This window comes from Alteribacillus sp. HJP-4, assembly GCF_042139015.1.
Taxonomy (GTDB): Bacteria; Bacillota; Bacilli; order Bacillales; family Marinococcaceae; genus JBHIKY01.
Window position 1 is genome coordinate 125,540 of the sequence record NZ_JBHIKY010000005.1, and the last position, 19,696, is coordinate 145,235.

Sequence of the window (19,696 nt, forward strand, 5' to 3'; positions counted from 1 at the left end):
ATCTGAAAATGAATAAAAGCATCAGCCCCAGAAATTCTGGAAGCTGATGCTTTTCTTGTGAATCACTGTGGCCGATTGAGAAGGATCAGGAAAGCCCCTGCTGTTTTTCTTCTCGCATTTTCTTCAGGAAGAGGGTCGTTTCAGCCACTACAACTCCGGACAAGCCGAGAAGAGCAATTAAGTTCGGAGCGGCCATTAAACCGTTCATAATATCAGCGATGGCCCAGACTGTATCAATTTCAAGGATGGCTCCGATAAACACCGCTCCTACAAATACGAGCCGATAAATGAGGATAGAAGTTTGATTTTTAAATAAATAATAAACACAACGCTCGCCGTAGTAGGACCAGCCGAGCATCGTGGAATACGCGAATAAAATCATCCCCAGAGCTACGATAAATGCTCCCACCGGTCCGATAAAGTGGGAAAAGGAAGCGGAAGTAAGAGCAGCTCCATCAAGCTCACCAGTATACATATCAGCCATGACGAGCGTGATACCTGTAATCGAGCAGATAATAATCGTATCGATAAATACCTGTGTCATTGAAACAAGCGCCTGACGGCCAGGATAGTCTGTCTTAGCAGCAGCAGCCGCAATCGGTGCAGAGCCGAGACCAGCCTCATTCGAGAATACGCCGCGGGCCACCCCGTATTGAATGACCACGCCGATGGCACCACCAGCTACAGCCTGTCCGGTAAAAGCATCCGTAAAAATAAGTCCGACTGCCGCAGGCACAAGATTAAAGTTAGTAATAATAATCGTAAGCCCGCCTAAAACGTAGAAAACGGCCATGATAGGTACTAGAAAAGCAACTACCCTCCCGATGGACTTAATTCCACCCAGGATAACGACAGCCGTTAACAGTGCCAGCACAATTCCAGTAATCAGTTCTAAATATGGAATATTCAAGTTTTCAGTAAGTACGCTTGATACTGAGTTGGACTGAACGGTACTGCCGATTCCAAATGATGCAACGAAGGCAAAGACGGCGAAGATAACGGCGAGCCATTTCCAGCCCAAACCTTTTTCAATATAATACATAGGACCGCCGGCCATTTTTCCTTTTTCATCCTTGATTCGGTATTTAACGGCGAGAATGGCCTCCGCATATTTTGTTGCCATCCCAAATAGGGCAGAAATCCACATCCAGAAGACGGCACCAGGACCCCCGATGACCACAGCGGTTGCAACCCCGGCAATGTTACCGGTTCCTACCGTCGCAGCTAGCGCGGTCATCAACGATTGAAAGTGGGAGATATCCCCTTCTGACTTCTTATCCTGCCTTTTTGTAAAGGCAAGCTTCAATGCATACGGAAGCATAGAAAATTGTAAAAATGAGAGCCTGACAGTTAAAAAGATCCCCGTTCCCACTAACAGGATTAAAAACGGCGGACCCCACACAAAACCGCTGATCTCTGCTAGTAATTCATTAAAAGCTTCCATACTTTTCCCCCTTTTCTAGTTCAGCCTCGAAAAAATTCCCATTTTTCTGATAAAATGGGAATATACACATTAGTATAGCAGAACAAAAACTAGTATAACAAAATATTTTTTAAGAAATGTTTCGCTTTGTCAGTTTTTCTTTCAAAGATTTTTTTGCACCATAGTCCACAGTAAAGGAGAGAATAAAATGAACCAATCACCGATCCATATTCTCGGTATCGCAGGGAGTCTCAGAAAAGAATCCTTTAATCGAAAAATCATAAGAAATGTGGCAGACCAGGCTGCTCCAGAAATGGAATGCAGTATTTTTGATTTGCAGTCCATCCCGTTATTTAATGGGGATTTAGAAGCAGGGGGAGACCCAGCAGAGGTTGCCGAATTTAAAGAAGCCATCCGCAGGGCTGACGGTCTCTACATTGTTACGCCTGAATACAGCCACGGAATTCCAGGTGTTTTAAAAAATGCACTTGATTGGGCAGGAAGCATGACGAATGAAAATGCCCTGGACGGCAAGCCTGCATTTGTTATCGGTGCCTCTCCATCCATACTTGGAACTGCCTTCGCTCAGGTTCAGGTCAAACAAACACTCGCTGCAGCTGGTGCCATCGTCCTGCAGCAGCCGGAGGTCTACATCGGCCAGGTGCCGAAAAAATTAAATGACCACGGCCGGCTTACAGATGAAAGAACAATACGAGCCGTGGATAAGTCACTTGCGGCTTTTTCAGATTGGATTAAGCTGCACGGAAACAACCGCTAATATATAGAGAAGAGCCTGTTGGGCCTGTGTGATCTCCCAACAGGTTTTTGTTCTCTTAAAACTTCCATTTGTTCAGACACTGCTTTTATCACGCTGACGCAGTTCGACCCGGCGGATTTTTCCGGATGTCGTTTTTGGCAGCTCTTCGATAAACTCAATACTGCGCGGATATTTATAAGGAGCTGTTAAATCTTTCGTATGCTCCTGCAGCTCTTTCACAAGACGTTCCTTTTCTAAAATGCTGTCTGGATCCTTTAGTACAATATAGGCTTTGACGATATTTCCTCTCACCTTATCGGGACTGGCGACCACAGCACATTCTTTGACGGCATCATGCTGAGTCAGCGCATCTTCCACTTCGAATGGTCCAATCGTATAGCCGGAGCTGATAATAATGTCGTCACTTCTTCCTTCAAACCAAAAGTAGCCGTCGTTGTCCTTTGAAGCAAGGTCGCCGGTTAAGTACCAGTCCCCGCGGTAAGCAGCCTGATAGCGCTCCGGATCACGATAGTATTCTCTAAACAGGGCAGGGCAGTCTTTATGAACGGCAATTGCGCCGACTTCACCGATGGCTGCAGGTTCGCCCTCATCATTAATAATATCTACTTCGTTCCCTGGAGTCGGGCGTCCCATCGAGCCTGGTTTAATTTCCATATCGAGCATGGTGCCGACAAGGAGGGTATTTTCTGTCTGGCCATAGCCGTCGCGGACGTCCACCTCAAAGGCTTGTTTGAATGCTTCAATGACCGGGCTGTTTAACGGCTCTCCTGCAGACACCGTGCTTCTCAGGGCAGGGAGGTCATAGGAGCCAAGCTCGTCCACCTTGGACATAAGCCTGTATTCTGTCGGCGTGCAGCACAAGACGTTTATTTTTTCCTTCTCCAGCAGGCCAAGATAAGTATGTGGTTCAAATTTCCCTTGATAGACAAACGCCGTAGCTCCAAGAGTAATCGTTGATAAAAAAGGACTCCAGATCCATTTCTGCCAGCCTGGAGCGGCCGTTGCCCAGACAACATCTCCGTCGCGGACATCGAGCCACTTCTTCGCCGCGGTGCGGACGTGGGCAAAAGCCCAGCCATGGGTATGCACTACTCCTTTTGGATTACCGGTAGTGCCGGAAGTATAAGAGAGAAAGGCAACGTCGTCCCGGGTCGTCTGTTCCCCTGCATAATTCGTGCTCTGTGTTTGGGCAAGGTCCTCAAAAGAGTGCCAGCCATCTTTTTCCCCTCCAACAATCAGCTTTAATTGAAGAGAAGGAATGCTTTCTGTTATTTTGTCCGTTTCTTCCGTAGCCTGATGAAAAGCAATCACCGCTCTGGCTTCTGAATGGTTGATCCGGTATGTTAAATCCTTGGCCCGCAGCATTTCCGAGCATGGAACAGCAATAATTCCGGCTTTTAAGCAGGCGAGGTGTGTCATATAAGCTTCAGGGATCTTTGGAAGAATTACGAGCACGCGGTCCCCTTTATTAAGGCCGGAAGCAAGCAGAGCCTGTGCATATTGATTCGTGCGGCGGAGCAGTTCAGCATATCCTACTTCCCGGCGGTGTCCATCCTCACTCAGCCAGCGGACTGCCACTCTTTCTTCATCATCTGTAAACGCTTTCAATTCATCAGCGATATTATATTTCTCTGGTGCGATTAAATCCTCTCGATTCATATCGGTCCCTCCCAAAAATTCAGCAATCTGTCACTATTATACTAAAAATCAAGAAGTCTTTGAAAGTTTTTATGAAAAGCTTTCATGATCAGACAGAAGAAATTTCCTTGTGAAGCATCCGCTGCAACGTATTCTCCGCTATCGCGTCTTCCAGAACAAAAATATAAATAATTGCAACGAAATGGAAATGGCTCTCGTATAAATGTATAACGACGACGAATGGCGGGAGGAAATGAGAAGATGGGTCTGATGCTTGATGGTGTGACAAAAACATTCGGTGAAAATATGGCCGTAAAGCGGCTGTCGCTTGAAATACCGGAAGGGGAAATATTCGGTCTGCTCGGAGCAAATGGCGCAGGAAAAACCACGACGTTTCGAATTATTATTGGTCTCCTCGATGCAACGGCCGGGGAAGTCAGCTGGAATGGAAGCAGAGTGGAAAGTAAAAATAGTGATGAAATCGGCTATCTGCCGGAGGAACGCGGGCTGTATCCAAAGCTCAAAGTAAAGGAGCAGATTATTTACCTTGGCAGGCTGCGCGGGATGAAAAAAGAACATATACTTACAGAGCTTGACATGTGGCTCGATCGTTTTCATGCCACTCAATATCTCAATACAAAAGTAGAAGAACTATCCAAAGGAAACCAGCAGAAAATACAATTCATTTCTGCCGTTCTCCATAAGCCAAAGCTGCTGATTCTTGATGAGCCGTTTTCCGGGCTTGATCCGGTAAATGTAGAGCTTTTAAAGAAAGCAGTGCTTGATTTGAAAAATGATGGGACTTCGATCGTATTTTCCTCCCACCGGATGGAACATGTAGAGGAGCTGTGTGAGCATCTCTGCATCCTTCAGCACGGCGCTCCGATCGTGCAGGGAGAGCTGAAAGAAATCAAGCGGTCCTTTGGACGTAAAAATATTACCATCTTCGCTGATTTTAACCTGGAGTATTTGAAGGACATTCCGGGGGTCCTCTCTTTTAAGAAAATGACGGAGGGATGTAAATTACAAATTTCAGAGGAAGGTGTGTCCCAAACAGTATTTGATGCTGTAAAGGACCGTGGGTTTATCCGGAAATTTGAGTTAGAAGAGCCGTCTTTGCATGACATTTTCGTAGAGAAAGCGGGGAGCTCCCTATGAATAAATTCTGGATCATATTAGCTCATACATTCATAACGCGGGTGAAGACGAAATCCTTTTTCTTTACGACCTTTCTCACGATTGTGCTCATAGTGGCGGCTGGTAATTTTCAATCCATTTCCAATCTGTTCGGAGGAGGGGGAGAGGGTGCTTCTGTTGCCGTATATGATGAAAGCGGAGAAGTTCTTGGTCCGCTGAACCAATCCCTGGCTTCTATCGATGCGGATATTTCGCTGGAATCCTTTTCCGGCCCGCCGGATCGTGCAGAAGAACAGGTTCAGGACGGTACATTTGACGGCTATCTTGAAATTCTTTCGAATGAAGAGACTACGATCGAAGCTGCCTATTATTCGGAACAGGGGAATGCAACAAATACGACAAGAACGATTGCCCAGGCCCTGCAGCCTGTGAAGACTGAGCTTGCTGCTGAGCAGGCCGAGGTCGATCCGGCTGCTGCCCAGGCAATCACCTCACCTGTTGCCTTTGAAACCATTGCTCTGGAGGAAAATGCGATCAGCGAGGCGGAGCGGAGCAGTGCTGCAGGTCTCGTCTACGGGATACTGTTTTTGCTTTATTTGTCCGTCATTATATACGGCAACATGCTCGCGATGGATGTGGCCACCGAGAAATCCTCGCGCGTGATGGAAATTCTCGTCTCCAGCGCTTCGCCGGTTTTGCAGATGTTTGCGAAGATCTTTGGAATCGCGCTGCTTGGGTTGACTCAGCTGCTTGCGATTTTAATTACTGTGCTGGTTGTTATTCAAACCAATCAGAATGAAACGTCGCTGTTTCATACCTTTGGGTGGCAGGACGCGAGCTTTTCAATTTATGTATATGCGGTTATTTTCTTTCTGCTCGGTTATTTATTGTATGCAACACTTGCCGCCATGCTAGGCTCGATCGTCAGCAGATCGGAAGATGTTAATCAGCTGATTGCGCCGATGATTTACCTGATTATGATCGCGTTTTTTATCGCTATTTATGGGTTGAGTGCTCCTGATTCAACGATCGTCACGGTCACCTCGTTTATTCCATTTTTCACTCCTATGCTGATGTTTCTGCGGGTCAGCCTGCTTTCCATCCCGGCCTGGGAAATCGGGATCGCCATAGCGCTGATGGTCATGGCCATTGTGCTGCTTGGGATTATTGGCGCGCGTGTTTACCGCGGCGGGGTGTTAATGTATGGAAAGTCCAATTCGTTAAAGGATATGAAGGAGGCCGTGCAGCTTTCAAAAAAAGAGTGAAGTCTGCATCTGCATGAGTAAGGGGCTGTATCATAAATGATACTCGCCCCTTTTGCACATGGTAAAAAAAGCAGGGGACAAGTCCTTCGCTTTCCGTGGGAAGCGCTTCAGCTAACCGGGCGAAACCCGCGCCCGGCGGATCTTCAGCCGCTGCTCTTCCACTGGAGCCTTCGGACTTGTCCCCTGCTATTTAGGATATTACTTTTTCTATAAACAGGGGCTTTTGCTGCAGCCCCTGTTTGTTAATTATGAGTTTCATATTTGCTCCGTCAAAACGCTTCGCTTTCCCAGGGCACGGCTCAAGCCTCCCCGGCAGAAAGAGCACTGCCTGGGGAGTCTTGAGACTCGTGCTGTTCCTCGACGCACAGGACGTGCTAGTGTCGATGTTGGCCACAGGACGTGGCCAACATCGACTAGGAGTCTCGCATTTTGACTACGCAAATGACCTGATTTCTCCTTCAAAGAAAATATTATTCGTCTATCAAGCAGCTATTATTGATTTGTCCCATCCACTTCGTAAGGTCATTCTTTGACTTGTATAATGTCAACACGAGAAATAAATGCAAAGTCACGCTTTTTGTGTATATTCTTCGATTGAAGAACGGAAGGCGGCGACTCCGTCGGGATCAGCGAAGTCTGAAAATCCATTCTGACGAAGCTTCGCTGAGACAGAATTAGTTGAAGACAAGCCCCGCGGAAAGCGCCCGCCTGCAGGGATGAAATCAACAAAACCCATACTTTCTCTGTTTTAAAAAAGTGGATGGGACAAAAGTAAATTATTTATAATGGCCGCCGATTTTTTTAGCGCGCAGCTGCGCCTGGCCAGCCGCTGTCAGAGAAGAAGCACGCAGCAGCGTGTCATTGCCGTAGCGCTTTTTCAACTCATCCATAGTCCGGTTTAACGTATCACGATCCTGCACAGGATGAAACAAATTCAGCTGCCGAAACGCATCCGATGTCAGTTGATCAATGGCAATGCCGACACTGCGGAGTGGATATCCACCCCAGTGCTCCTGAAATAAGGCGGCCGCCGCCTCGTAAATAACCGCCCCGTCATTCGTGTAATCCTCCAGCTTACGCTGACGGTGAAATCCGGCAGGATGGTCGAAATCATGACCGCCTGCCCCGGTGGAAACCGTCATCCCCATATAGCCATTTGCGCGGGCGCGGCGTGCCACCTCCTCGCTCAGTTCAAGCAGAACGACCTTCACTTCATTCCATGTGTAGTAATCGCGCGGCAGCGTCATATGATGTCCTATCGCTTTGCGGCGGATATGGGTATTAACTGTAACCGGCGCCGGATCCCAGCCGTAAGCTGTCCGCCAGAGCAGCTCGCCGTTTATGCCCCAGCGTTTCTTCAGCGGATCGAGCGGGAAAGCCGCTAATTGACCGATCGTGCGGATGCCCATGTTCCGAAAGTGGTCATTCATCCGCCTGCCGACCCCAAACATGCTTCCGACCGGGAGCCTCCACAGCGTCTCTCGGAGATTCGCTTCAGTCAGTTCAAAAAAACCATCCGGATTCTTTTTGGCAAAATGGTCACATGCCATTTTAGCAAGCACCTTTGAAGGGCCGATCCCGACGCGGGCATTGACCCCGAGCATCCGCTTGATCGTCCGCTGAATGCAGCGGGCACCGCCGGCTGCATCGATGCCGAGAAGCTTGAGGGTATGCGTCATTTCCACAAAAATTTCGTCGACACTGTACGGTTCCACTTCATCACTGAAATCCTCAAGGGATTGGGCGATTTGTACAGAAGCGTCCAGATAAAACTGCATCCGTGGCCGCACTACAATCAAGTCCGGGCATTTTCCCTCCGCCTGCCAGAGAGGCTCAGCTGTCTGAACACCCCACTTCTTTGCGACAGGACAGGCAGCAAGAATAACCCCGCTGCGGATTTTCGGATCTCCCGCCACGACCACTGGCTTTTCAGCAAGCTCAGGCCGGTACACTTTCTCGAGGCTGGCATAAAAAGACTGCATATCCACTAAAAAAATCGTGCGGTCCATCGATCATCTCTCCGTTGCTGAGCCGGGTTTGGTACTTTTAGTATAATCGAACATAAGTTCTTTTATCAATAGTTATTGTTTTCCAAAAGAGAAAAACGTATACAAGATGACCATCTAAAAAATACTACGAAAAAAGGAGCGATACGATGAAAAAAACAGATCCCGCCGATTCGCACAGAAATCAGGAAGACTCCCTGGAGCAGCAGAGGAAAAAGCAGGAGCACCAGGACATAGACCCGCAGACCCAGCCTGATCAAAAGGTTCACGAAAAGGGCCCGGATGATTTTGAAGAAGGATAAAACTTTTTACAGAAAAACCAATGTGGAGGCGAAACGAATGAATGTAGCAATTATGGGGGCTGGCCTGGCCGGTTTATCCTGCGCGCTTATGCTCGAACGGCATGGTATTTCACCGGCTATTTTTGAAAAACGCAGCATGCCGGGAGATCGGTTTATTAACGGAGAAGCTTTTATATCCTTACTTACCTCCCCGGTTACGGACTGTTTTCGTTACTTCTCAGAAGAATTCAACCTTCATTTAAGACCGAGCAGTCATATAAACAAAATCTCTTTCTTATCGGAAAATAACCAAGCGGTTATTAAAGAACCGGCAGGAACTATGAATCTTCGGGGAAGGCACCGCCTTGCACTGGAGAATCAATTAGCGGAACAAATTTCTTCAAAAATTACATTTCATTCAGAAGTATCTTATGAAGAGTTAATGAAGAACTTTACACACGTGATTCTTGCGACAGGTGATGCTTCATACGCGCTTCAAATGGAAAATTACACGAAAGATTTTTCTGTCTCGTTGAAGGGCGCCACCGTGGAGGGAGAGTTTGAACCAAACGGGGTAATGGTCTGGCTGAATAATGATTTTGCACCAAAGGGATACGCGTACCTGATGCCTTTTTCTAAAAGAGAGGCAAACATTGTGATTGCTTTTCCGGACTCCCCGCAGCTTTCACAAGAAAAGGTGGCAGTGCAGTGGGACAAATTTTACAAGGCGGTCTGCACGGAGCTGCGGCAGGATTTAAAGATTACTGATCAATTTCACATTCATGACTATGAAATCGGAATATGTAAGTCACCGCGTCTCGGTAATACATTTATGACAGGAAATTGCTTTGGCGCTGTAATGCCGTTTTTAGGATTTGGACAATTCGCCGCTCTCTTAACTGGTATTTACGCCGCCTATGATATTTGCGGATTTGGGAAATACGAAGAATATACAAAACCACTGCGAAAAAGCTACTTTGATTCGCTGACGCTGCGGCGTGGCATGGAAAAGCTCGACAACCATTCTTTTGATCTAGTCGTTCACCAGCTCAATGGCTGGCTAGGGAAAAAATTATTTCAGACGGATAAGAATGTGGTAAAAATGATGAGTATGCTGCTCAATCCGTTCGTCCGGGATTAAGCTGAATTCTCTTCATTTTTGTTCCCTCCAGTCTCCCGGATCCAATTCACTTTTACATGGTTCCCATTATTCCCCTTCTAAATCCCGATGTTGACTTTAACATGCAAGTGGAAAAACAACTATAAATTAAATTTATTTTTACCAGAACAGAAGTGGTTTAAAGAAATAGGGAGAGGGGAACGTGTCAGATGTGAAAATGATAGATAACAGGAGGATGTAAATAATGAAAGTTGATCAATTATTTAATGAGCAAAAGGAAAAAATTCGTTTTGATACAGGAGAATTGAATGTTACAAATGACGATCCTGAACAGTGGCATGTGAAGCTGTACGGTGTTGAAAATCAGCGTTACTTTCAAGAAGCGCTTCGTGATAACCGCAAGGAGCATTTTACCTTTGAAACGAGTGAAGGCACAGTGAACGGCCTTGCGGATGTGGAAACTTTTGATTCAGCAAATGCCGAGGAAAATGTAATTACACTGATCGGTTCAAGCACGTTGAACGGATACAGCGGCGGATAACTTTCCTTCCCCCGGAGACTAAGCGTCCCGGGGGTTTTTTTAAGAAAAAGTTACCAGAAGGCTCTGAAGAAAAATTCTGGCCGGCGACCGCAGTCGGTTCTCCGGACACTGGTTCCGCTATCTGCTTCACACAGCCCGGTTTTATGAGTCTGCCGGACATGGGTTCCGTTATCAGCCAAAAAGAATGCTGAATTCCCCGTCATTCAGGCAAATAGCGTACCTGATGTCCGCGAGTCCTTCAAAAAAACAGATTTTTACTCAAATAACGGATCTCATGTCCGCGTCCAGTTTACGGCGAAGCAGTTCTACGCTCCATTGGCAGCTGAAAAGCTGCAGCGTCGACAGGGAAAATCGAATGATATGGATAAAATATATATTGTAAACAAAAAAGCCCGGCATCTGCTCCGGGCTTTCAGTCTGTATAAGCTTGCTTTTCTATTTACCCGCAGTGGGCCTTCACCGGCACTTCCCTGCCTTCATCCTGCAGCACAGTAAATCCAGTTACTTTAAAACCATTCTTGCGTAGCAGGCGGATGCTGAGATTGCGCGAAACCTTATCAGGTGCCACTAAAAAAACCTGTTTCGCCTTCACCGTGCTGATGTGGCGCTTCAAGTACGGATAAGGAAGTGTCTGGGCGTGCTGGACTGGACGACGGTCCGCATCCTGATAATCACGGATGTCAAGGACGACTGTATCCTGAGGCAGCGGTTGTTCGGGTACAGGAGAGCATCGTATACCTAGGACGGGGAACCAGCGATTATAGCTGCTGAGAAACACGATAACCCCGAGTAAAGCAATAAGCCACGTCAATATGAGTCCCTCCTGCACTTCTTCATTTTCTTTGTTTATTGTATTATATAGAGTACGTTTCATGAATACAATTGATTTGCCTGAAATACACAAAGAAAAGTATACTATAGAGACAAGGGGTTTGAACACCAGAAATGTAAATATATAAAAACCTCTTCCCATTCATAATTGAAAAAGGAGGATGTCATATGACCGATGAAACACAAGAATTAATCGACCGGATATATGCGGAATTAGAAACGGTGATTGACCCGGAGCTTGGTGTAGATATCGTAAACCTCGGACTTATCTACGGGGTCGACCTTGATAACGAGAAAAATGTTCAGGTGACGATGACGTTAACCGCAATGGGCTGCCCACTCGCCGGCACAATAGTGAATGATATCAAAGGGGCGTTAAAGGATCTTCAGGAATTCGGCGAAATAAAGGAAGTCGATGTAGAAATTGTCTGGAATCCACCGTGGGACAAAAGTAAAATGTCCCGGTACGCGAAAATTGCCCTCGGTGTTCATGAATCATAAGGAAAAGTAAAACCTGGAGCAGGAGCGCTTCAGGTTTTTTTCACGTATGAATAGCTTTTGATTGTATGTTTAGTGAAATCAAAAATAAGGAAATATATAAATATATTACGAACACAGGAGGATACTAATTAAATGTCAGATCATGACAAAGAAACCACCGAAAATATTGAGAAATCGATGCAAGAATCTCACGGGGTTTCCAAGGAAGAATATGAAAGAAGCGTTGATAAGAAAATTGAAGTAGAAAAGAAGCGCGAGAAGGATCACAAAGAAAATAAAGATCTTACAAATGAAATAAATACGAAAATAAAAAAATAACGGAAGCAGGTGAGCGTGAATGATAAAAAAGCTCATAAAAACTGCCGTCGTCGGATATTTATTTAAACAGGGAAAACGAATGCTCAGCCGCCGGATGACCAGCAGACGATAAAGAAGATAATAAAACCGTTCTCCAATATGTAGGGAGAGCGGTTTTATTATGGCATGGATTTATGCTTCTTAAAAAGGATACCGACACCGAGAATCGTAATAAATATCACATACGCCGTCAGCCAGTACAACGTCCAGTTTATTGCGACAAAGTCTGTGAAATCAACGAGATCAGGATGCAGGTGCTCGCTCATTGTCCAGACCAGGATAGCTACAGGCAGCACATAGCGTGTATAATCCGCTCCCTTCGTATAATGAGAGAGACCGAATTGAATGGCAAGAAAGCAGACGGTAATTTTCACAAATAAAGCCACAATCCATAGTATACCAATGACTGCTTCCAGACGCTGAAGTATAATTCCTAATTGGATGCTTCGTGCCATGCTGTAGGCAGCGTAAACCTCTCGGTCAACTACAGACGGACCTTCCACTCCTATGGTCACGAATATTGCGATACTTAATAAGACTCCTCCGACCGCGGTTCCGATTAAATAGAAACGGTAAATTTTTGTTTTATTAGTTATGAATGAAAGTAAAGCTGTGAATACCAGCATTTCTATAAAGGGAAAACCGATAATTGGATAGGCTCCTTCCATAATGCTTTTCCAGGATTCATCGGTAACAGGTGTCACATTCTCTAATTTGAAATTATTTGAAACCAGCAGTAATGCAAGAGATATTAATATTATCAAAAAAGGGGCAAACAGTTGACTTATGCGCGCTAAGTTCTGTAACCCTTTACTCGCAGAGAAAATAACTAATATCATCATCATTACCACAAACACATCGCTGTTTATCTCCGGAATTGCAACACTGATCATGAAATTGCTATAGTTTCGCATGACTAAGGCAGCCAAATGGAGCGTTATAAACATAAATAGGAAGCTAAAGAAAGCACCGCCAATTTTTCCTAAAATTCTGTCATAAATATCATAAACAGAGGCATAGTTGTACATCGATAACAGCTTCAGCATCAGTAGATTTAACAGAAGACCAACGAATGTAGCAAGCAGCATTGAAATCCAGCCATCCTGGTCAGCCGCTGCGGCAGTTATATTCGGTGCCATCAGCAGTGAACTGCCAACCGTAAAGCTGATAACAATGGCGGTCAGCTGCCAGCGACTAATAGAATGATTCATAGTCAGCCTCCTCCGAACAAAATATTGTAACATGGTTCATAGATAACCTTGAGCATAGCTGTAAGCGGAAACCACTGCTGATTAAAATAATAGCTCCCCGCATAAAAGGCAGTAAATGACCACACAGAAGCAAGTAATAGAACAGAGGATTTATCTTTGCGTTTTTGCACTGTTATACCTCATTCCAGGAGTTTCAATAGTGAGTTCACTCTTAATATGAAGGGTGGAATCTTCTATGTGCTCATACCAATTTTTCTTCCATTTCTTCCATTTATCGGGGTGCTGGCGGTGAAAACGAGCTGCGAGACCATTATAATTCGTTTTCAATTCAACCGTTTCATAAACTGCTTTTTTTACTTCCTGTTCAACAATTTTTCTCAGTGTTTGTTCCAACTCATTAATTCCTTCCGGTGATGCAATGTCAGCCTTACAGCTACTTGATACAAGACTGGAGGTCCCTTGTATTGTAATATCAATAAGCAATTGATTGTTTTTAACATCTGTATTTATATCTGAAGAGACACCTTTAAGCATAATTCCAAAGGTCCCTCCTTCACATTCCACCGTATGAAGTGTTCGTTCTTCTACATAATCATTCATAAAGAGCCAGCCTGTCGCCGTTTCTTCATTTAACCATTTTAAAAATTTACCATTTTTAAATACACCCATGCTGTCTAGTTTAAATGCATATGCCTCTATGTCCTGCAGGGCGCCAGTATTTTTATTTTTATCCTTGGCCATAACTTCAAGTCCTAGAATGATAGGAGTCCGATCTTCTTCCCCTTCCCAATTAATAAGATCATTGATACGTACCGTTTTTTTAACCCCAATGTAACCAGAAGAAAGCTCTACAATATCAAGGATTGCTTTTGTAGGAAATTGATCTAACGGCGTAACCACGGTGAGTGCCTCTTTTCCGGTCGAATCTTTTATAACAAATAAGGGAAATTGAGACCTTAATTCCTGGTCTCTCTCCACATACGAAAAGATTTCAGACACTCCTTCTTTTCTTGCATATTTTTCGCCAAGCATCATGACGTTAATGTGAGAGAAAAATAACTCTCTTGGAACAACGTTCTTTACTCTATTAATAGCGTCCGTAACGCTGTCGCCTTTCGCAGAAAACGTAAAAACCGGTGAAGAGCCATCACCACTTCCTCCACTCACTACATTTGGAGAGGATCGTGGATTTGCCACCTGCACTGTGACTTCTGTTTTATTATCATTCGTTATATCAACACCCATCCCAAGCACAATAGCAATTTCATCAAGTTCAGATTTCGCTGCACAGCCGCTTAGTATAAAAATTAAAAAAAGAAGCCACACCCATTTATTCATTCCACATTCTCCCTATATTTATTAGTTTTCCCTTTGAAAATAGGTGCATTACGTAACCAAAAAGGAAGTCGTAATAATGTATCCTTTTGCCCTTTCAGGTCAAATGGAGCTAGTGGAGACATATAAGGTTTTCCCATGGAATCAAGAGAAACTAAATGAATCAGCAAAATTAATGAAAAAAATAGTATACCAAACAGCCCGTATGAAGCAGCGAATAACATCATGAAAAACCTCAGCATTCTTGCAGAAATAGAAAAATCATACGAAGGTGCGACAAAGCTCGAAATCGCTGTTAATGAAACGACAATTACGACAGCCGGCGAGACAAGACCCGCCATAACGGCTGATTCTCCAAGAACAATTGCTCCCACAATGGATATCGCAGGACCAATCGTACGCGGCATGCGAATACCGCCTTCACGCAGGATTTCAAAGGTTATTTCCATCAGCAGTGCTTCGATAAAAGCAGGAAATGGAATCCCTTCCCTCTGTGTACTTAAGCTGACAAGCAGGTCAGTAGCAATAAGTTCTGGATTAAAAGTAGTAATTGCTACATATAGAGATGGCAGGTACAGGGAAATAAAATAAGCTAAAAAGCGCAGCATTCGAATCAAAGTCGAAAAGTCAAACCGCTGATAGTAATCTTCGGCCGATTGAAAAAATTGGAAAAAAGTGGAAGGATAAATAAGCACAAATGGAGTGTTATCCACAAGAACCGCAATTCTGCCCTCCTGGATAGCAGATGCTACGGCATCCGGCCTTTCCACTGATTGTGCTAGTGGAAAAGGGCTGTACCAGCTGCCTTTGCGCCCAAAGGTTCCTAAATATTCTTCCAGCATGCCACTTTCATATATTTCTTCGGCTCGAATAGCATGGAGCCGTTTATACAATTCTTTTAGTACATTTTCATCGACCTTCCCAGTAAGATAACTGATCTGCACTTCTGTCTGTGTGTCACTGCCGATGTACATCGATTGAAAACGCAGGTTTGTATTTCGAATTTGTCTTCTCAGCAGGGCCGTATTAATTTGCAGCGATTCGACGAAGCCCAGCCTTGGACCGCGAATCACCGTTTGACTGCTTGGCTCCGTAATTTCTCGTGTGGGAGAACCCAGTCCGGAAATGCAATAAGCTGTTTTGTCTCCTTCAAGCCAGACGATCACATGACCGTGGATCAGGGATTCTGCTGCTTCTTCAATAGAATCGGTTATTTTATGGTAAGGAGCGCTGATACTGTCCGCCAATTCGACAGGTGATTTATTTTCTTTATCGGAATCTGTATTATTAACGAGTGGGTGAATCACCGATTCATTCACTTTTTGATTATCCACGATTTCCAAGAGCCAGCAGATCGCAAAAGGTACAGGCAGATCGAGAAAGTAGCTGACCTTGACATCGCTGCTGTGGTGCAGTACGTTCAGCGTCTTTTTAATATTTTCCTCACAGCTTGCTTCAATGGCTGTTTTTGGCTGCTGCTTACTCTCCGCAGATGATGAAGGCGGAGTAGTAAGAGCTCTTTTCTTCCAGCGTTTTCTTCTCATAGCCTTTTCACCCTCTTTCTTCTAGTATTGCTGAAGAAAGCCAGGTTATTCACACGAGAAGAATGTTAAGGTAAGTAAGGAAATTCGAGAGAAATGTGATACAATCGGAGAGGAAAGATGTGGAAGCTACAGTCTTTTTAATGTCCGCCGTTCTGCGTATTCGAGGCATTTTTCGCATACATAAACTTTTTCATTCTTGTCATTAAGGTATGGGCGCATGTACGGCGTTTTGGACCTGCAGAAAACACAGCGTTTTTTATGTAAAAAGGAAAACATGCTGAGTAGCACGATGATGCCTCCTTCGTGATGTTTTTGCTTTACTTTATCATATTGAAATGAATTTTTTCGAGAAGGAGGATGGTGATGAAGCTTGTGAATCTGGCTGTCGGTACACCGCAGCATCTCTCTTATCATGGAACGAAGAAAATGAAAACCGGCATTCAAAAAGAGTCTGTACAGGAAGTATACCTGTCTGTGGATGGATTTGAACTGGATGATGTCGCTGATAAGCAGCACCACGGGGGCCGGGACCGGGCGGTATGTGTTTATCCTCACGAGCACTATGCGTTTTGGGAGAAGGAATTCGGAAAAAAATTGGAGAAAGCAGCCTTTGGTGAGAATGTAACAGCTGCAGGAATGACAGAAAAGGATGTCTGCATCGGTGACCAGTTTCAGATTGGGGATGCGGTAATAGAGGTGACCCAGAGCAGAATACCGTGTGACACGGTTAATAAAAGAAATAAGCTGCCTCAGCTTTTGAAGCGTATGATCGAAACCGGGTATACCGGTTTTTTATGCCGCGTTTTAAAGGAAGGATATGTCCGGGAGGAGTCTGAAATAGAGAAGGTGTTTACACACCCGGACGATATCAAGCTTTCGTTTACACATTCTGTTTATTTTGAGCACCCTGGAGCAGTCGAAGCCATGAAAGAAATAACAGCAGTGGATGCGCTGGCAGCTAATTGGCGCACAAAGCTGCAAAACCGGATTGAAAAAGCCGGGATGAAGTAATAAATAAGACTTCACCTTTGAAAATCCCCACTTTTTCCGCCGGTTTTTTTCAACAGCATCGTCTCCTTAATGATGATCCCTTTGTCAACAGACTTGCACATATCATAAAACGTGAGGGCGGCCGTAGTTACCGCAGTTAAAGCTTCCATTTCCACCCCGGTACTGCCTTTACAGGTGACTGAAGCTTGAATAACGAGCTCATAGCCGTCGTCTGCTTCTTTATAATCGAACTGAAAATCAGTACCCTGCAGGGGTATCGGGTGACACATCGGGATAATGTCCGGTGTGTTTTTTGCACCCATAATACCGGCAATCTGAGCGACCTGGAGCGGATCTCCTTTTTTCAGGCGCTGCTGCTGGATGGCTTCATACAAGTCCGAACTGATGGACAATGTGCTTTGGGCGACGGCTGTGCGTGTTGTTTCCTGCTTCGAGGAAATATCCACCATACGTGGTCGTCCTTCTTTGTTCCAATGGGAAAATCCACTCATTCTTCCTGCTCCTTTTCTGCTGGCGGCCAGTCCTCGGGCCGGTTAATATTAATAAAGTCTTTTTGTTCGTCCGGGAATGGTACATAGGAGGTGCGGACTTTCTGCAGCAGCGGATACATACCTGCTTTTCCTTCCCCGATAAGCATGAGTGCAGAAGAAAGGCAGCACTGATGGTACAGGCCGTGAAGTGGATGTACCCGGCCGCCGCTGACAGGTATGACGGCATCTATTTCACCACTATCTGCATTTTCAATTAGCTTCTTAACAAATTCAGCGCTTATAAACGGAATGTCTGCAGCGAGAAGAAAGACCCAGCTATCCTTCTGCAGCTGCTTCAGTGCCAAAGCTAAGGCAGGAAGCGGTCCCTGGTATGGAGTGTCCTCGAGTAATATCTCTCCTTCATTTTCGGCAAAGCGGGGGGCGAGCTTTCGATTGGTAACAATATAAATGGAATCCGCTCCACCCTGCTTCAAAGCCTGGACACTGTATTGATATAACGGAAGCCCGTGGTAGGCTTCAAACATTTTCTGCCTGCCATAGCGTGAAGACTTCCCTCCGGCAAGAACGGCTCCGTGAATGTTCATTGTTTTTTCAGCTCTTCTGTAAAGTGGGAGATTGTCGGCAGAATTAATTTTTCCATCCCAAGCCTCACTGCATTGGACGAGCCTGGCAGGGCATAGATGGCAGTCGCATCCGAGCTTCCGGCAGCGGCACGGCTGAACATTGCCTTTGCCCCGATTTCGTCGTAGCTCAGCATGCGGAATAATTCACCAAAACCATCCATCTTTTTATGTAGTAGGCCGGCCACAGCTTCATACGTGACATCGCGGGGAGAAAAACCGGTGCCGCCGTTTATGATCACCGCATCAATAGAGGCATTATCACGCCATTGAATGATGTATTTCTGAATGCTTTCTACTTCGTCACGGACAATCGCATAGCCAGCGGTCTCGTGCCGGCTCTGCTGTAAGGAAGTCTTGATTATACGTCCGCTTTTATCCTCAGCTTCAGTCCGAGTATCCGATACAGTAAGAACCGCGGCACGTACGGACAGGCTGTCATTTGTAAGATGCATTTTTTTCCTTCCCCTTCTTTCCTGTGTTAGAATGAAAACCTATATAGAGTTTCCGGAACCAGCTAATATTAGTGTAACAAGGATGACCGTCATCATGCCAGAGAACACCGACGAAGAACCAGGAGGGAAGAAGATGAAACAATCTGCCGTGCAGGATGTATATCAGCGTCCACTTCAGGATCTGCGGATTTCGATCATGGACAAATGTAATTTCCGCTGTTCGTACTGCATGCCTGCAGAGATTTTTGGCGATGATTACGCCTTCCTGCCAGAACACGAGCTTTTAACTTTTGATGAGATAGAAAGAACGGCCAGGCAGTTTGTGAAGCTGGGCGTGAAAAAAATACGTCTGACGGGGGGAGAGCCCCTGCTGCGGAAAAACGTTCCTGAGCTGGTGGAGCGGCTCTCTCATATAAAACAGATTGAAGATATCGCGCTGACGACAAATGGAGTTTATCTCGTGAAGCAGGCAGAAAGCTTAAAAGCTGCCGGGCTGGATCGAGTCAATATCAGCCTCGATGCACTGGACGAAGAAATCTTTCAACAAATGAACGGACGCCGGGTGAAGCCTCAGATCGTTTTAAACGGCATTGAAGCAGCTATTGAAGCAGGTCTTGGTGTGAAAGTGAATATGGTCGTGAAAAAAGATGTCAATGATAATCAAGTTGAAAAGCTTGCAGACTATTGCAGGAAGCTTGGTGTGACGCTGCGCTGTATCGAATTTATGGATGTCGGGCAGACAAATGGCTGGGATTTTTCGCAGGTTGTTCCGAAAAAGGAACTATTGAAAAAATTTGAGGCGGTAGCCCCGGTAGAAGCAATGGAAAAGAATTATTTTGGAGAAGTGGCCTCACGATATCGATATGCAGGCAGCGATACGGAATTTGGAATCATATCGTCCGTTTCCGATACGTTCTGCGGGAGCTGCACACGGGCCAGAATTTCGGCGGACGGCAAGCTGTTCACATGTTTGTTTGCAGAAAGCGGACATGATTTGAAGGAGATTCTTCGAACCGGTGCCACTGATAAAGATATAGAGGATGTAATCTGTGGAATTTGGAAAAATCGGACGGATCGGTACTCGGAGGAACGTACCGAGGAAACGGTGAAAAATAGAAAAAAAATCGAAATGTCCTACATCGGTGGATAGA

Annotated in this window: 22 protein-coding genes; 10 read left to right on the forward strand and 12 right to left on the reverse strand. The window is 45.3% G+C overall.

The annotated features are described in order from the left end of the window. Positions 1-85 precede the first annotated feature (85 nt). Positions 86-1,444, reverse strand: coding sequence for an alanine/glycine:cation symporter family protein (locus ACE4RR_RS06325; protein ID WP_375534562.1), 1,359 nt, complete (start codon positions 1,442-1,444; stop codon positions 86-88). Between the two features lie 187 nt (positions 1,445-1,631). On the opposite strand from ACE4RR_RS06325, the gene ACE4RR_RS06330 reads away from it, so the two are divergent. Then, the gene (locus ACE4RR_RS06330; RefSeq protein ID WP_375534563.1) at positions 1,632-2,201 is read left to right on the forward strand and encodes an NADPH-dependent FMN reductase; all 570 of its coding nucleotides are present in this window, start codon (positions 1,632-1,634) and stop codon (positions 2,199-2,201) included. Between the two features lie 72 nt (positions 2,202-2,273). Here the strand turns inward: ACE4RR_RS06330 and mbcS are convergent, their stop codons facing one another. Further along, positions 2,274-3,860, reverse strand: a complete 1,587-nt coding sequence (gene mbcS / locus ACE4RR_RS06335; RefSeq protein ID WP_375534564.1) for an acyl-CoA synthetase MbcS — start codon at positions 3,858-3,860, stop codon at positions 2,274-2,276. Positions 3,861-4,100: 240 nt separating this feature from the next. Between mbcS and ACE4RR_RS06340 the strand changes: the two genes are divergently transcribed. Together ACE4RR_RS06340 and ACE4RR_RS06345 are read left to right on the forward strand one after the other, a co-directional pair. Next, positions 4,101-4,997 (forward strand): ABC transporter ATP-binding protein, encoded by an 897-nt coding sequence (locus tag ACE4RR_RS06340; RefSeq protein ID WP_375534565.1) that lies wholly within the window; start codon positions 4,101-4,103, stop codon positions 4,995-4,997. Then, positions 4,994-6,241, forward strand: a complete 1,248-nt coding sequence (locus tag ACE4RR_RS06345; RefSeq protein ID WP_375534566.1) for an ABC transporter permease — start codon at positions 4,994-4,996, stop codon at positions 6,239-6,241. Before ACE4RR_RS06340 ends, ACE4RR_RS06345 begins: the two co-directional genes overlap by 4 nt. Before the next feature lie 568 nt (positions 6,242-6,809). Here ACE4RR_RS06345 and ACE4RR_RS06350 read toward each other — a convergent pair. After that, positions 6,810-6,977 (reverse strand): hypothetical protein, encoded by a 168-nt coding sequence (locus ACE4RR_RS06350; protein WP_375534567.1) that lies wholly within the window; start codon positions 6,975-6,977, stop codon positions 6,810-6,812. Between the two features lie 40 nt (positions 6,978-7,017). Beyond that, positions 7,018-8,250: a DNA polymerase IV gene (locus ACE4RR_RS06355; protein WP_375534568.1), complete on the reverse strand. Its 1,233-nt coding sequence runs from the start codon at positions 8,248-8,250 to the stop codon at positions 7,018-7,020. Positions 8,251-8,396: 146 nt separating this feature from the next. Here ACE4RR_RS06355 and ACE4RR_RS06360 point away from each other — a divergent pair, with 146 nt between their 5' ends. The 3 genes from ACE4RR_RS06360 to ACE4RR_RS06370 all read left to right on the forward strand — a co-directional run bounded on the left by ACE4RR_RS06360 (position 8,397) and on the right by ACE4RR_RS06370 (position 10,189). Then, positions 8,397-8,549 carry a hypothetical protein gene (locus tag ACE4RR_RS06360; protein WP_375534569.1) on the forward strand — a complete coding sequence of 51 codons (153 nt, stop codon included), beginning with the start codon at positions 8,397-8,399 and terminating at the stop codon, positions 8,547-8,549. A 37-nt stretch (positions 8,550-8,586) separates the two neighbouring features. After that, positions 8,587-9,669, forward strand: a complete 1,083-nt coding sequence (locus tag ACE4RR_RS06365) for an NAD(P)/FAD-dependent oxidoreductase (RefSeq protein ID WP_375534570.1) — start codon at positions 8,587-8,589, stop codon at positions 9,667-9,669. A gap of 223 nt (positions 9,670-9,892) precedes the next feature. Continuing rightward, positions 9,893-10,189, forward strand: a complete 297-nt coding sequence (locus ACE4RR_RS06370; protein WP_375534571.1) for a hypothetical protein — start codon at positions 9,893-9,895, stop codon at positions 10,187-10,189. A gap of 439 nt (positions 10,190-10,628) precedes the next feature. On the opposite strand, the gene ACE4RR_RS06375 is transcribed toward ACE4RR_RS06370, so the two are convergent. Beyond that, the gene (locus ACE4RR_RS06375) at positions 10,629-11,063 is read right to left on the reverse strand and encodes a hypothetical protein (protein WP_375534572.1); all 435 of its coding nucleotides are present in this window, start codon (positions 11,061-11,063) and stop codon (positions 10,629-10,631) included. 125 nt (positions 11,064-11,188) lie between these two features. Between ACE4RR_RS06375 and ACE4RR_RS06380 the strand changes: the two genes are divergently transcribed. Together ACE4RR_RS06380 and ACE4RR_RS06385 are read left to right on the forward strand one after the other, a co-directional pair. Next, entirely contained in the window at positions 11,189-11,521 is a 333-nt protein-coding gene (locus ACE4RR_RS06380) for a metal-sulfur cluster assembly factor (RefSeq protein WP_375534573.1), read from the forward strand. 132 nt (positions 11,522-11,653) lie between these two features. Further along, positions 11,654-11,839 carry a YuzK family famiily protein gene (locus tag ACE4RR_RS06385; protein ID WP_375534574.1) on the forward strand — a complete coding sequence of 62 codons (186 nt, stop codon included), beginning with the start codon at positions 11,654-11,656 and terminating at the stop codon, positions 11,837-11,839. Positions 11,840-11,997: 158 nt separating this feature from the next. On the opposite strand, the gene ACE4RR_RS06390 is transcribed toward ACE4RR_RS06385, so the two are convergent. From ACE4RR_RS06390 to ACE4RR_RS06405, 4 genes are read right to left on the reverse strand one after another with little or no spacing between them, the layout of a single operon-like run. Continuing rightward, positions 11,998-13,089, reverse strand: coding sequence for a GerAB/ArcD/ProY family transporter (locus ACE4RR_RS06390; RefSeq protein WP_375534575.1), 1,092 nt, complete (start codon positions 13,087-13,089; stop codon positions 11,998-12,000). Between the two features lie 2 nt (positions 13,090-13,091). Then, entirely contained in the window at positions 13,092-13,259 is a 168-nt protein-coding gene (locus ACE4RR_RS06395; protein WP_375534576.1) for a hypothetical protein, read from the reverse strand. Beyond that, positions 13,240-14,427 (reverse strand): Ger(x)C family spore germination protein, encoded by a 1,188-nt coding sequence (locus ACE4RR_RS06400; protein ID WP_375534577.1) that lies wholly within the window; start codon positions 14,425-14,427, stop codon positions 13,240-13,242. The genes ACE4RR_RS06395 and ACE4RR_RS06400 overlap by 20 nt, the downstream gene beginning before the upstream one ends. After that, positions 14,424-15,968 carry a spore germination protein gene (locus tag ACE4RR_RS06405; protein ID WP_375534578.1) on the reverse strand — a complete coding sequence of 515 codons (1,545 nt, stop codon included), beginning with the start codon at positions 15,966-15,968 and terminating at the stop codon, positions 14,424-14,426. Before ACE4RR_RS06405 ends, ACE4RR_RS06400 begins: the two co-directional genes overlap by 4 nt. A 363-nt stretch (positions 15,969-16,331) precedes the next feature. Here ACE4RR_RS06405 and ACE4RR_RS06410 point away from each other — a divergent pair, with 363 nt between their 5' ends. Continuing rightward, on the forward strand, positions 16,332-16,979 hold the full coding sequence (locus ACE4RR_RS06410; protein WP_375534579.1) for an MOSC domain-containing protein: 648 nt from the start codon (positions 16,332-16,334) through the stop codon (positions 16,977-16,979). 11 nt (positions 16,980-16,990) lie between these two features. Here the strand turns inward: ACE4RR_RS06410 and moaC are convergent, their stop codons facing one another. Genes moaC through ACE4RR_RS06425 form a run of 3 tightly spaced genes read right to left on the reverse strand, consistent with a single transcriptional unit; the run spans position 16,991 to position 18,545 of the window. Further along, the gene (gene moaC, locus ACE4RR_RS06415) at positions 16,991-17,470 is read right to left on the reverse strand and encodes a cyclic pyranopterin monophosphate synthase MoaC (protein WP_375534580.1); all 480 of its coding nucleotides are present in this window, start codon (positions 17,468-17,470) and stop codon (positions 16,991-16,993) included. Further along, positions 17,467-18,054, reverse strand: coding sequence for a molybdenum cofactor guanylyltransferase (gene mobA, locus ACE4RR_RS06420; protein ID WP_375534581.1), 588 nt, complete (start codon positions 18,052-18,054; stop codon positions 17,467-17,469). Before mobA ends, moaC begins: the two co-directional genes overlap by 4 nt. Then, on the reverse strand, positions 18,051-18,545 hold the full coding sequence (locus ACE4RR_RS06425; RefSeq protein WP_375534582.1) for a MogA/MoaB family molybdenum cofactor biosynthesis protein: 495 nt from the start codon (positions 18,543-18,545) through the stop codon (positions 18,051-18,053). Before ACE4RR_RS06425 ends, mobA begins: the two co-directional genes overlap by 4 nt. A 94-nt stretch (positions 18,546-18,639) precedes the next feature. Here ACE4RR_RS06425 and moaA point away from each other — a divergent pair, with 94 nt between their 5' ends. Continuing rightward, entirely contained in the window at positions 18,640-19,695 is a 1,056-nt protein-coding gene (moaA, locus tag ACE4RR_RS06430; protein ID WP_375534583.1) for a GTP 3',8-cyclase MoaA, read from the forward strand. The last annotated feature ends 1 nt before the right edge of the window (position 19,696 follow it).